This is a genomic window from Polaribacter sp. ALD11 (assembly GCF_002831685.1).
Lineage (GTDB): Bacteria > Bacteroidota > Bacteroidia > Flavobacteriales > Flavobacteriaceae > Polaribacter.
In genome coordinates this window covers 1,500,308-1,514,498 of sequence record NZ_CP025119.1, presented here as the reverse complement: position 1 = coordinate 1,514,498, position 14,191 = coordinate 1,500,308, and the positions used below count along the sequence as shown (strand labels likewise).

The following is a 14,191-nucleotide window of genomic DNA, read 5'->3' as shown; positions in this document are numbered from 1 at the left end:
TGTTGTCAATTATATAAACTGATAGAAGTATCATTTTTTTTGTACTTTTAAAAGAAAAAGCATGAATGAGGATTTTCTACAATATGTATGGAAGTATAAAATGTTCTCTAAGGTTAATTTTAAAACTTCGGATAATGAGCGTTTAACAATTCTAAAACCAGGTTTGCATAATAAAAATGCTGGTCCAGATTTTCTAAGTGCTCACCTGAAAATTGAAGATCAAATTTGGATAGGCAATGTAGAAATTCATTTAAAAGCCTCCGATTGGTATGTGCATCATCACGAAGCTGACGTGAATTATGATGCAGTAATTTTACATGTTGTTTGGGAAAACGATGCAACTGTTTTTATGAAAAATAGCAAACCAATACCAACCTTGGTTTTAAAAGATTTAGTAGCTGAAAGTGTTTTAAATAATTATAGAAAATTATTTTTTACACCAACAAGTTGGATTCCTTGCAACAATGGTATTGCTACGATAGATATTTTTACGTTTTCGAATTGGAAAGAACGCTTGTTTTTTGAACGCTTAGAAAGAAAATCTGGCGAAATAGGTGTTTTGTTACAACAAGAAAATAATAATTTTGAAGCTATTCTGTTTCAATTATTAGCAAAGAATTTCGGTTTGAAAATAAATGGAGATCCTTTTTTAAGATTGGCACAATCCATAGATTTTTCTGTTGTTCAGAAAATGAGTTTTAATGAAAATGAGTTTGCTGCATTATTATTCGGGCAAGCAGGATTTTTAGAAGAGGAGGTTGAAAACGAATATCATCAACAATTAAAAAAAGAATACACTTATTTAAGACATAAACATAATTTGGAACCTATTGCAAAAGAACAGTTTTCATTTTTTAGAATGCGTCCCAATAATTTTCCCACAATTAGAATTGCTCAATTAGTTTCTTTGTTTCATAAACATCAAAATTTGTTTTCTAAACTAATAACACTACATCGCTTAAAAGATTTTTATGAATTATTTGCTGTTGAAGTTGATCCGTTTTGGAAAACACATTATAATTTTGAATCAGTATCAAAAACATCACCAAAAAAACTCACCAATTCGTTTGTAGACTTATTGATTATAAACACTATAATTCCGTTGAAATTTCTATATCAAAAAAGTAAGGGAGAAGTTGATGAGGAATCATTTTTAGAAATTCTAAAAAAGATGAAACCAGAAAAAAATAATATTATTTCTAAGTTTTCTGAAATTAAAATTAAAGCAAAAAATGCTTTTGATTCGCAAGCTTTGTTAGAGCTTAAAAACAACTATTGCGCACCAAAACGTTGTTTAGAATGCGCAATAGGAGTTCAGCTTTTAAGAAAATAATTACTAATTTTCTGCCTTTACAGCATTTGTTATGTAATTATTTCGGGTCTAAAATAGCATTAATCATTACAATTGCATCTTTATAGTGGTACTTTGTAATTTTATTTACAGCCCTTTTACTTGCTGAATTCAGTTGGTATTTTAGAGTTGTTAGTTCACCACGAACTATAGAAGAAATATCTGTGTTTTTTATAGAAGGATCTTTCATTAAACGGTTTAAAGTATTAATGAATGATTTTTGAAGGTTTCTTCTGTAAACAGCTACGTTTTTAGTGGTAGTAATTTCAGAAAAAAGACCTCTTCTTAAATCACTTATCATATCAACTGCAGCATAGTTATTTTCTTGAATAACTTCTGCGTCCATCATTCTCTTTAGAGTTCTAGTATTTAGTAATGTACTTAATAACCTGTTCTGATACTTCGCCATGTTTTCTGTGTAACCAGCTTCATCAATCTTATTTAAAATATTTTTATCTAGCAGCCAATCTTGTGTTTTAAAAACGTTTTTCTGTAACCAGTTTAAAGATTCTTTTTGTTTCGATTTTGTAACCGGAACATAAATATTTCCTGTTTGAGATGGTTTTTTATTGAACTCATAAACACCACCAATATTACCAGCAACATGACCAACATATCGGTTCCAAACGCTTAATAATTCACCATACAATTCACTTAAATCTTCATAATTATTGGTTTGATTCGAAGTCCAGTTTGGTAAGTTTTTAGCAACAATTTTTAAATTTTTAACGCCATAGCTACTCGCTTTTACTTGGTCGTTTCCAATTCCTTCAGTTTGTGCAGAAGGATCAAAGCGTTCGCCACCAAATCTATAAATAGGATTGTCTGCTTTCTCTTCAATCCATTTATCTAACGTTTTCACTTCGTCTTCTGGTGTGTTTATATTCGGAATTTTACGATACCCCCAATTAATCGAATAATGATCGTAAGGCCCTAATTGTCTAATAAAACGAATGTTTTTGTCTCCAGGTTGTGCTACATAATTATACCTCGCATAATCCATAATGGTTGCTGCAATTCCGTTTTTCTGAGTAAAATCTCCAGAACGTAAAGAATCTGTAGGGTATGCAAAACTTGCTGCCATATTATGAGGCAAACCTAAAGCGTGCCCAACTTCATGTGCAATTACCATTCGCATCATATCTCCAATTTCTTCATCGGAAGTATTTAGGGTTCTTGCAGAAGGATTTGCTGCACCAGTTTCTAGTAAATACCTGTTTCTGTAAGAGCGCAAATGGTTGTGATACCAAATAATATCGCTCTCTAAAATTTCACCAGATCTTGGATCAGAAACACTTGGCCCAACAGCATTTCTTGTGGTACTCGCTACATATCTAATAGAAGAATACCGAACATCTTCCATACTAAATTCTGGATCTTCTTTTTTAGTTGGTGGCATTTTTGCCATTATTGCATTTTTAAAACCAGCAGTTTCAAAAACTTTTTGCCAATCATCTACACCTTGTTTGATGTACTTTCTTAATTTTTCTGGTGTTGCAGGGTCTAAATAATAAACAATTGGTTTCTTTGGTTCTACCAATTCACCACGATTATAGGCCGCTTCATCTTTTGGTTCTAGTCTCCAACGTTTAATATATCTCTTGCTATCTGCTTTTAAAGCTTCTGAATTATAATCTACATTTCCTAAAGAAAAATACCCAACACGTTTGTCGTAAACTCTAGACATCATTGGTTCTTCTGGTAGCAAAATCATAGATTGATTGATGCGTATTGTAATGGTATTTGTACTTTGATTACTTGGTGGTGCATCTGCATCAAACGTAAAATCTTGTACAACTTCTATGTTTTCTGGGTAACTTTTAATGCTTTTAATAAAACTTCTTGCAGCATCTAACTTCCTTACCTTGTATGTTTTTCTGAAATAAGCAGGTAAACCTGTAATTGCTTTTACGTCTGTAGAAAAGAATTTTGTAACATCTACCAAAACTGCAGTAGAATCTATATTTTGAGACTTCACATCAAATGCATAAATAATAGGTTCTAAATTATTTGCTCTTACAGATTTGTAAATAGGTAAAGAATCATTAGCAATTGCGTTATAGGATTTTACCTTTAAAAGTACTTTGTTTTTATAGTGCTCCCAAACGATAACTTGTGTATTAATTTTAGAACCAGCATTTACATAACCACCACCTAAACCAGCAGGAATTTCTTTAATTCTTGTTACTAATAACATTTCCTTACCTAGGTAAGACTTCGGGATTTCATACAAAAAAGTGTCTTCGTTGTCATGGACTTTAAATAGGCCTTCATCTGTTTTTGTATCTTTTTTTACAAAATCAGAATATTTTGAAGTTTTACTTTTCTTTTGAGGGTCTTTTGCAGTAGTTTTTTCTGTCTTTCTATTTTTCTTCTTTTTTATTTTTCCACTCTGACTGTTAGTGTTTAAAGGATAAAGGAATGTAATTAATAATGAAAATAATAGTAGTTTTTTCATGCGGTAGTTTCTTGATAGTTTAATCTACTAATTTATCAAAAACCATCGAATGTAATTCTTACAATTATGTTAAAAAAAAAGCCCAAAAATCTAATATTTTTGGGCTTTTGAGTATTTATGTAAAATGAATTTTTAATATAAGCTCTTAAATTTATTTGGATTTGATTCATTCATAATATCATATATTTTTTCGAAAATATCTTCTGCAGAAGGTTTAGAGAAATAATCGCCATCTGTACCATAAGCAGTTCTGTGCGCTTTTGCTGTAAGTGTAGCAGGTTTACTGTCTAAATGTTGGTAACCATTTTGTTTTTCTAAAATTTCTTGTAAAAGATACGCAGAGGCTCCTCCAGGAACATCTTCATCAATAACTAATAATTTATTTGTTTTTGCTAAACTTTTTACACAATCACTATTCAAATCAAAAGGTAATAAACTTTGAGCGTCAATAATTTCTATATCAATACCAACTTGTTGTAACTCCTTCGCGGTTTCTTCAACAATTCTTAAAGTAGAGCCATAAGAAACAATAGTAATATCTGTACCTTCTCTAACAGTTTCTACAAAACCAATTGGTGTTTTAAATTCTGCTAAATTTGTAGGTAATTCTTCTTTTAAACGGTATCCATTTAAGCACTCTATAACTAAGGCTGGTTCATCACCATCTAATAAAGTGTTGTAAAAACCAGCAGCTTTAGTCATGTTTCTAGGTACTAAAACATGCATTCCACGAACATTATTTATAATTCCTCCCATCGGAGAACCTGCATGCCAAATTCCTTCTAGTCTGTGACCACGTGTTCTAATAATCAAAGGTGCTTTTTGTTTACCAAAACTTCTGTAATGAAGTGTTGCTAAATCATCACTCATAATTTGAAGTGCATATAGCAAATAATCTAAATATTGAATTTCTGCAATCGGTCTTAAACCACGCATTGCCAAACCAATACCTTGTCCAATAATTGTTGCTTCTCTAATTCCTGTATCAGAGATTCTAATATCACCGTATTTTTCTTGAAGCCCTTCTAAGCCTTGATTTACATCTCCAATAAAACCTGCATCCTCACCAAAAATAACTACTTCTGGATGCTTTTTTAAGATAGCATCAAAATTATCTCTCATTACAACTCTTGCGTCTACCAAGTTTTGATCTTGAGCGTATGTAGGTTTCTTTTCAGTAATATTTAAAGCGCTGTAATTGCTTTCACTTAATAAATAAGAAGAATATTTATTTGCCGAATCTTTTATCGTTGCTTTTATAAAGTTTTGTAATTCAGTTTTCTCTGCAAATTCCTCTTCTTTTAAGTGACGAAGCGATTTTCTTGCAGCAATTAAAATATCTTTTCTAATTGGTTCGGCTATTTTCTCTAAATCGTTATTGTATTTAGTTATAAATGCGCCATTGTTACTTTTTTCTGCAACTCTTTTTAAGAGTTTAGTCGCAATTACTGCTTCTTCAATTAGTTCGTTGTTATAAGCGTTCCAAGCATTTCTTCTTGCTGTGGTTACTAATTTTTTAGCTTCTTTTTCTAAAATAATTATTTCTTCTTCAGAATCTACAAAACGCAAAGTTTTACCAGAATTTGTTTCTAGTTCAAAATCTAAAATCCATTTTCGCATTTTTTCAAGACAATCATGGTCTTTTTCCCATTGAAGTCTATCTTTATCTTTATATCTTTCATGAGAGCCAGAAGTAGAGTGTCCTTGAGGTTGTGTTAATTCTTTTACATGAATTAAAACAGGTACATGTTCTTCTCTAGCTATTTTTGCAGCTTTGTTGTAAATGTCAATTAACTGTACATAATCCCAACCATTTACTACAAAAATTTCATAACCATTAGTACCTTTTTCTCTTTGGAACCCTTTTAATATTTCAGAGATACTTTCTTTTGTAGTTTGATGTTTTGCGTGTACAGAAATTCCATATTCATCATCCCAAACACTCATTACCATTGGTACTTGTAGAACACCAGCAGCGTTTATGGTTTCAAAAAACAATCCTTCACTTGTACTTGCATTTCCTATCGTTCCCCACGCAACTTCATTCCCTTTTTTAGAGAAGTTAGTTTTATGTTGAACACTTTTTTCGTTTCTATAAATTTTAGAAGCTTGAGCCAAACCTAGTAAACGTGGCATTTGCCCCGCTGTAGGAGAAATATCTGCACTAGAATTGTATTGTTCTGTAAGATTTTTCCAGCTACCGTCTTCATTTAAACTATGAGTTGCAAAATGCCCTCCCATTTGTCTACCGGCAGACATTGGTTCTATTTCTATATTTGTGTGTGCATACAAACCAGCAAAAAATTGCTGTGGTGTAAGCTCTCCAATGGCCATCATAAAAGTTTGGTCTCTGTAATAGCCAGATCTAAAATCTCCTTTTTTAAAGGCTTTTGCCAACGCTAATTGTGGTACTTCTTTACCATCTCCAAAAATACCAAATTTAGCTTTTCCTGTTAAAACTTCTCTTCTACCAAGTAAACTACATTCTCTACTAATCTTAGCAATTTTATAGTCATTTAAAACTTCTTCTTTAAAATCTATAAATGAAAGTTCTTTTTTATCTTGAATAAGCGTTTTTTGTGACATTTTCTCTGAATTTAAGCTTTTGCAAAGGTAGTTTTTTTAGTTGATATTTAAAAATGTTTTGTTTCATTGTTAATATCGTAATTTTGTATTGAATAATATTGTTTTTATTATGGATAATGTAAAATAGTTAATTATTAAAACTCATTATGCATTTTTGATGGGTTAACGACTTCAAATAACTGCTATAATTAAGCTAAAAAGAAATGCTTTAAGTACAGGTTTTTAGATTTTGTAACCAATTTTGATGGACTTCAATTACTTTAAAAATGTACGAATAGGAATTTATTTTAATTGTAGGCGTTTTTATTTGCGTGGTGAATTTGTTATTTATTTGTTCTAAAATTTTGAACAAACTTTCCTAAATCATCTTGACTTTGAAGGTTTAATTTTTTTCGAATTCGATGTTTCGTTACTCTTATTGTATTTGTTGAAACACCTAAAAGTAAGCCCATTTCATTATTGTTTAATGATAATTTTTCTAAACACAAACAACGTATTTCTGCTTGACTTAAATCTGAGTAATATGCTCTGAGGTACTTAATGTAGTTAGGGTACCCTTCTTTAAATAATTTTTGAAATCGCTCCCAATCACTTAAGGTTAAAATATTTTGAGACTTCAGGTTTAATAGAAATTCTGGGTTATTTGTAGCGTTTTTTTCTTTTTGAAACTCAGCAATAAGGTTGTTGTCTTGACGTACTTTTAGTGTTAGGCTTTTTAGCTGACTCTTCGCGCTTTCTAATGCCTTTTGAGTGTTTTCGAGTGCTAATTCTTTAACTTGTTTTTCTTTTAAGAGGTATTTATTTCGAAACCAAAAATAAACGAAACTTGTTGCGAGCAATACTGTAATTAGTAGAATAATAAAATTACGCTGTGTAAGTTTTTGTTTACTTTCTGCTTTTACTTTCTCTAATGCTAATGCTCTTTCTTTTGCTTCAACTTTTTGGCTAGCTCTTAATAGTTTTAAACTACTATATTTTTTACTGTAAGCATGAACAGCTATTAATGTAGAGTCTAAATAAGCAGCACTAAGAATTGCTTGTTTGTTAGCAGCATACCAATTACTCATTATTGGGTATAATTTTAAAAGCCGATCTGTTTGACCGGATTGTTGAATGTACAATCTCGCTTGGTCAATTTTTAATTTTGAATCCGCAAATTTGTTTTGCTTTAAATAAATATCAGCTAAAGGTATAATAGAGCCTGCAGCAAGACCAGGTTCATTTATTTTTAGTGCATTTTTAATATCAATTTTAAAAAAAGGAATGGCTTTTTCATACTTACTATCTAAATAATAATTATAGCCTAAATTTCCAGAAGCAATTCCTTTCCAAACAATGTTTTTATATTCAGAAGTGTCTTCAATTACTTTTAAAAAATAAGGTTTTGCAAGTTTTAATTCGCCTAATTTTTGATAACACAAGCCCACTGTATTTTGTGCTTCAAGCACGGCTTTAGAGTTAAACGCCGTTTTTTCTAAGCTACCAGATTTTTGATAATAAATAAGCGCAGTTGTGTAGTCTTGAAAATTGTAATAACACCGTCCTATAAAATTTAAATGAGCTGCCATATTAGGAAAATCTACAGAATTAACTTCTTCTAAAATTTTTGCCAATTGCAACAACCACTCAAAGGCACTTTCATAATTTTTAATAGACCAATAATGGGTAGCAATAACATTAACAGCGCGTGCTTCTATATGAAAAACTTTTTGTTTTTTTCCTTTATAGGCTAGATAAATTAAATCTTGAATTATTTCAAGGTTTTTACGTCCATAAATATACCAATTTGTATATCCTCTTAATAATTCTGCTTCTAAAGCAAGTTCATTATCATCATTTGCTAAAGCCCATTGTTCCATTTTTTTGGTATAGCTAGTAATGTATAAAGAGTCGTTAGTAGATATGTCAATTGTATTTCGATACAACACATCAATATCTTTAATTTTATCTTTGTATGCTTTTTTAAGCATCTGTTTGTACTGGGAAAATGACGTTGCACAACCCAATAAAAAGAAAAATACTATTAATTTTACCTTCATTTATTTATCTAAAGAAAACGAAGATAATTATTATTTAATAAAATTAGAATGGTGCATGCTGATAGAAGTAGCAGTTTAAATATTATTATGAGTAACTCTTTGTGTATTAAATTTTTTAAAAATTATTTTTTTTTAGAAAGAACATGCTTTTAAAGTAGTCTATATTTTTTACTTCATTAATTATTTTAGAAACAAAAAAAGCATCCTAGATATTAGAATGCTTTTAAAAAATTATTTATTATAAACTAATTTGATCACAAACGCCATCTGGTAGTTTAAACTCAAAGTCGAAAAAAGTAGTACTATTAAAAGTCCATTTATGAAAATAACTTTTGCCTTGGTAAAATATTTTAAAATTATATTCTTTACCAAGCTCAAAACCTTTTAAAAAGACAAAACCTTTATTAAAAGTACCTTCGTAACTAAAAGCACCATTAGATCTTTCTACATATATATGAAAACCATCTGGAATAAAGTTTTTATCGCCACAATTAGCAGCAACACCAACGGCAATCGTTTTTTGACTTGGTAAACTTGATCCTTTAGTTAAATTAATAGCTAAATTACAATCTGTAAAAGTTGAAATAGAAGATATATTATTTCTAATAATTTCTCCATTTAACTTTACAGCAACTTTGTATTCTATTCCCCCAGAAAGTGGACCTTCACTTTCTCCAAAAGTATATATCTCTTTATCCTTGCCAGAATTTATTATTTCCTTTAAAGCTTCTAAAATCGCAGAGTTAACGGCGTTGTTAAGAGCATTTGCGAAACTTTGTAATCCTGCGAAACCATAAATTGAGCCTTGCAGATTAGTGTCTAGTCTTTCAAGTTTCTTTATGATTGAGGTTATTTTACCATTTTCTATTTCAACTTCAAACAAATTAATAGCACCTTCCTTGGAGTCTTGCTTATTTCCTATGTTTATCAAAACATCAATTGTCAATGACCCAGAAAAATCTTCTGGTAAATTTTCTGCAGTTATATCATAATTATAATCTATTATACTATCACAACCAAGGTCTACAAATTCTATAACTGAATAGCTAGATAAATGAGTAGTTTGAAATGAAATGCTAAAAGATTCTGTATTTGCACCAGCAACCAAAGTACCTAAACCATGGTACGTCCATTCTGTTGAGTCTTCTTCTATGGTATATACAGGTAAAGTGTCTCCAAGTTTAACAGTCTTATTAGTGAATGGGTTATTTGCAGTAGCAGATATCTGTATAGTTACATCAATAGGTTTTGTAAATTCTTTTACATCAGCACCATCAATATCCATTGTTATTTCTGTGTTTCCTGTGTAAAACTTTGCACCACTGTTTTTAGTAACTCCATTGGCATCCTTAAAAGTATAATCAGATAAATATTGAGTAATTCCATTGGCATCGGTATTTTCTAAATAAACATTTAAATTGTTACCGTTTAGTGTGTTTCCAGCCGCATTTTTAAAAATTGTACCTGTTTTTATGTTTACAGTACTTTTACTTAAAGAATTGGTATTAGAGGTTTCTATATCTAATTCTGCAACTGTAGCATTATTTGTTAAAACTGCGGATTTACTTGCTGTATCTATACCGTTTAATTTTATTCTATTATTATTTAATAATATTAGCGGTACATAATTTGTAGTGTCTGTTAATTTTACAGGATACGTATGTGTTACGTAATTGCCACCACTTACAGTAATATCAAAATTTAATTCCTTTACACCTGTACTTTTGTTTGGATTTGCATTTAATTGAATAAAACCATCTGTTTCTGTAAGTGTAAACTCACCAGCTTCGTTTACTAATTTATCTGCGTCTGCACCAGTAAAGGTAACTGTAAAATCCGTTGCTACTATATTTGCTTGGTCTCCAAAATAATCTTTTAATTCAATTACGGCAGATTGCTCAAAAATAGCGTTAGTAACACCTACGTTAAAGTTGTTTATTTTTTCTGTAAACTCACTACAACTTACTAAAAAAGCAAGTGATATTGTAATGGTAAAAGCTAAATATTTTATTGTGTTTTTCATGGTTTTCTTTATTAAAAATTATAAGTTACTCTAAATTGTATTCTAGGTATAAAAGTTAAAGATTCAAAAGCAGCTTGTAAATTTTCTTGTTCGTCTTGCGTAGGTGCTAGTAATTTATCTGCTTCTAAACTTACTTTTGGCGATTTTGCAAAATAAGTACCTATATCTATTCCAAAACCAAATCTATTTTTTGGGATTGCCCTACCAAAACCGAAGCCTATAAAAGGAGCTGCACCAGACCATTTAGAGTTTATAATTATTTTACCAACATCTTGTTTGGCAATAATAACATCTCCATACTGTATGCCTTCTTTGTAGGTAATCAATCCATCAATTTGTACATTATTTAAAAAACCAAGTCCAAAAGCTAGTTTAAATGAAGAGTTTTTAAAGGGCACATATTCTGCACCTACATCTAAAATAGTGCTACTTGCACCACCTAAAAAATCTACATCATCATTGTCTAAAAATTTAGAAACATCAACTTCTTTGTCTTTAATGTTAATGCTACTATAAGCAATCATAGCATTAAACTTCTGGCTCAATTTTCTCGCATACCCAAAACCGAAACCTGAAGTTCCGAAAGAGAGATTTAGTCCGTTTTTTCTAATTTTTGCAGTCTCATTTAGATCTTTGTTAGAAGAACCTAAAGAAGTACTGTTTTTTTCTTTTAAAGTGTTTGGTAATTGCTGTGCAAAACTTTGCATGCCGTAGCAAAACACAATTGATGCGAGTAATAGGTTGATTTTCATGTAGTTTTTAATTTGTTATAGTTTTAGTTATAAGCTGCAAATAAACTGAATAATGAGAAAAAACGACTATAGAAAGCGTTACAAAAGCGTTACAAAAGTGATAAAGTGGAGAAAAAAGTGTTAAATTACTAAAAGAAGCCTCTTCTAAAAAAGTTGTAAATAGAACCAAGATCTCCTGTAAAGGTAAATCTAATTTTTTGAGGATATGCCTCTTGTGAAACTTCCCAACCATTATTGGAGTATAATGGAAAATATAATTCAAAAATATTATGAATAAAGTTAAAACGAATTCCGTTTTCGAAACCAAAGAAAATGCGTTCATCTTTGTTCTTTAAAAAAGCAACACCATTGTAGAATTCCATCCAACGCCATAAACCAATACTCGAATTTAAAGACAACATATATTGGTTGGCAAATCTTGTGGGTAAAACAGATTTAAAACCACCTTCTGTAATAATGTATTGTTGACTAAAAATACCAGAATCTTCTGATCGACCATAATAATTAAGTTGAAATAAATAATCATTTGCTCTATCTAAACCGAAACTAAAATAATCTCCTTTAGAATTATTGTGAATAAACGCTCCTGCAAAAACTCTAAAATCTAACTGTGTGTCTGTAGAGGTTAGTTTTCTATATCTAAAATCTGCAGAAACCTTAGAGAACTTTTTAGCAAATTCGGTATTAAAGGTATAGCGAGTCTCTTCTATAATATCAGGATTAATGTAATTATAACTCAAGCTAAAAACGCTGTAATTATCTTGTGGCGTTTTTATTTCTAGTGGTGAAATTTCTTTGTCTATATGAACAATTTTAGCTTTAATAAATTTACTAGTAGCATCTCTTAGAGATTTTCTCTTAAATTGAATGTCTACATAAGGTATTAAGGAACTATAAGATAACTCTGGTGCATATTGTGATGTATTTCCTGTGATACCGTAAGCGATTTTGTAGATACTTGTGTCTTCAAAAAAATGATTATACAAGACTGAAAAAGAACCATTTATCATATTACTCTTAGTTGCGTAGCCCGGAGATATTCTAAACTCTAAATTTCTTTTAATTAAGGGTTTGTTATGAAGTTTAACTCCTAAAGTTAAACCGTCATAATAATTATAACTAAAACTAGGTTGATAAAATAATTGATTATAATTAGGTGCTTTTACGTCTTTAATTAACGTAAATTTAAAAGGTTTATTAAAGATTTTTTTGTCTGTATGGTAATAATTATCTAGAGTATTGTATTCAGGGTATATGTTTTCATAATTTAAAACCAACTGATCAAATTTTCCTTTAGGAACACTCGTTGTTAAGGTGTCACTTATATTAGAAAACCATTTTTTGTATTCAATTTTATTGTTCTTTATTCCGTAGAAAGCAATTGGCGCAGTAATATTTCGTTTATTTTTTATTGTAACTTTTAAACTATCTTTTGTTTCTTTTACTTTACCAATGGTGTAATCTATTTTTTTATTTGTCTTAATAAAATCATTAAAAAACCATTCAATATCTTTCGTTGTATTTAGTAATAAAACATTTTTAAAATCGGAACTTTTTGTAACAAGAAGTTTATTTTTTTGATAAAATTCTTTGATACTTTTGTTTAAAACGGCTTCACCTAAATATCCTTTTAAATAATTAAAACCTAAGCCCGCTTTATATTTGCTAACAATTTTTCTATTGAAGTTAGAAAGAGAGTCCGCAGACGTATTTAAGGGTTGATCTAAATACTTTCTTGCTGTAAATTGATATACAAATGGGTATTTTTGATTGAATTTTAACTTAGAAATATTAAACCTTTTTAAAAACCAACTGTCTGAAGCTTTTCCTAATAATTTAATTTCTGGATAAAATTTATTCACATATTCTATCATTAAATAGTTCTGTAATCCATCTATTAACCAGTAATCTTCTCTTTCGTTTACTAATAATGTTTGCTTTAAATATTTTTTTGATAGCGCTTTAAATAAAGTTAAATCATATTTAAAAACATCTGAGAAAGGTCTTATAAAACTTGGTAACTGGTTCAGACCATAAACAGGGTTTTTCTTACGCATTACTTCATCTATAAGAATTTTATCTGTTGGTAAAACACCTAAGTAATCTGTTAAAAACTGTAGTTCTCTATTTAAAATATCTTTTGTTAAGCTGGCGTTTAATTCTTTGTCTAAAATATCTGTTTGTATTTCATGAGCATCTGTACTAAAATTCTGAAAGGTATTTTTTTTCTGAATATCTATAATTACATCTTTCTCATTTTTTCCGTATAATTTATAAGAATTAAAGACTTTATCACTTTTAACGGTTTGTTTTAAACTACTTACTAAAGAAAGTTCTTTTGGTATTTTAAGGTTAATATTAAAAGTGGTGTAATCTTCAAATAAGTCATCTAAATTTAAGTTACTCATTATTTGCCAACCATCTTTGTAAATAGCAGGCGTTATATACCAATACCTTAAACGATAGCCATTATCATAGGCACCATAACCAGTAAACTTAGCGTTGGGTATTTTTATGAAATAGGTAATACTTATCGTGGTACTTTCTTTAGGTTCTATAGGTGTCTCTAAAAAAAGTTGAATTATGTCTTGTTTGTTTTCTAGTTCTTTATAAACAATACTATTATAATCTATAGAAATGTTTTTAATGTCTGAAAAACCAATGTCATCTTTACTGGAAAAGTATAAATCTTTTCTAAAATCTTCAATAAACCTTTTCGAAAGTGGCGTTTTTCGATCTTTAAAACTATTTGCCCAATTGTGAAGGAAAATGTGATTTAATGCATCGTCTGAATTGTTGTAGTACACAATTTCTTGCTGAATCATTAACTTATCTTCATCAGAATTTAAAGTAGCTTTTATGTTTATTGCATTTTGTTGTGCAAAAATAAAACTACTAAACAGCAGTACTATAACAAATGTGTAATAACGATTTTTCAATAAAAATAAATAAATTATAAATAGCTGTTTTGTAGTTTTTTTT

General features: G+C 29.7%; 7 protein-coding genes. 1 reads left to right on the top strand and 6 read right to left on the bottom strand.

All coding sequences use genetic code 11. The annotated features are described in order from the left end of the window. The first annotated feature begins 61 nt into the window (after nt 1-61). A complete protein-coding gene (locus CW731_RS06690; protein WP_100945987.1) occupies nt 62-1,333 on the top strand; it encodes a DUF2851 family protein in 1,272 nt (423 codons plus the stop codon). A gap of 37 nt (nt 1,334-1,370) precedes the next feature. Here CW731_RS06690 and CW731_RS06685 read toward each other — a convergent pair whose 3' ends face one another. The 6 genes from CW731_RS06685 to CW731_RS06660 all read right to left on the bottom strand — a co-directional run bounded on the left by CW731_RS06685 (nt 1,371) and on the right by CW731_RS06660 (nt 14,148). After that, a complete protein-coding gene (locus CW731_RS06685; protein WP_100945986.1) occupies nt 1,371-3,809 on the bottom strand; it encodes a zinc-dependent metalloprotease in 2,439 nt (812 codons plus the stop codon). Between the two features lie 132 nt (nt 3,810-3,941). Further along, entirely contained in the window at nt 3,942-6,395 is a 2,454-nt protein-coding gene (locus CW731_RS06680; RefSeq protein WP_100945985.1) for a thiamine pyrophosphate-dependent enzyme, read from the bottom strand. 323 nt (nt 6,396-6,718) lie between these two features. Next, nucleotides 6,719-8,365: a hypothetical protein gene (locus CW731_RS06675; RefSeq protein ID WP_100945984.1), complete on the bottom strand. Its 1,647-nt coding sequence runs from the start codon at nt 8,363-8,365 to the stop codon at nt 6,719-6,721. A gap of 307 nt (nt 8,366-8,672) precedes the next feature. Beyond that, a complete protein-coding gene (locus CW731_RS06670; protein ID WP_100945983.1) occupies nt 8,673-10,457 on the bottom strand; it encodes a hypothetical protein in 1,785 nt (594 codons plus the stop codon). 11 nt (nt 10,458-10,468) lie between these two features. Continuing rightward, nucleotides 10,469-11,209: a hypothetical protein gene (locus tag CW731_RS06665; RefSeq protein ID WP_157812201.1), complete on the bottom strand. Its 741-nt coding sequence runs from the start codon at nt 11,207-11,209 to the stop codon at nt 10,469-10,471. A 128-nt stretch (nt 11,210-11,337) separates the two neighbouring features. After that, complete coding sequence (locus CW731_RS06660; RefSeq protein WP_100945981.1) at nt 11,338-14,148, bottom strand: aminopeptidase; 2,811 nt, start codon at nt 14,146-14,148, stop codon at nt 11,338-11,340. Nucleotides 14,149-14,191: the final 43 nt, after the last annotated feature.

Excerpts from the sequence above, each read along its gene's own strand:
- CW731_RS06675 (WP_100945984.1), bottom strand. The coding sequence starts at position 8,365 with ATGCTTAAAAAAGCATACAAAGATAAAATTAAAGATATTGATGTGTTG.
- CW731_RS06670 (WP_100945983.1), bottom strand. The coding sequence starts at position 10,457 with ATGAAAAACACAATAAAATATTTAGCTTTTACCATTACAATATCACTT.
- CW731_RS06690 (WP_100945987.1), top strand. The coding sequence starts at position 62 with ATGAATGAGGATTTTCTACAATATGTATGGAAGTATAAAATGTTCTCT.
- CW731_RS06680 (WP_100945985.1), bottom strand. The coding sequence starts at position 6,395 with ATGTCACAAAAAACGCTTATTCAAGATAAAAAAGAACTTTCATTTATA.
- CW731_RS06665 (WP_157812201.1), bottom strand. The coding sequence starts at position 11,209 with ATGAAAATCAACCTATTACTCGCATCAATTGTGTTTTGCTACGGCATG.
- CW731_RS06685 (WP_100945986.1), bottom strand. The coding sequence starts at position 3,809 with ATGAAAAAACTACTATTATTTTCATTATTAATTACATTCCTTTATCCT.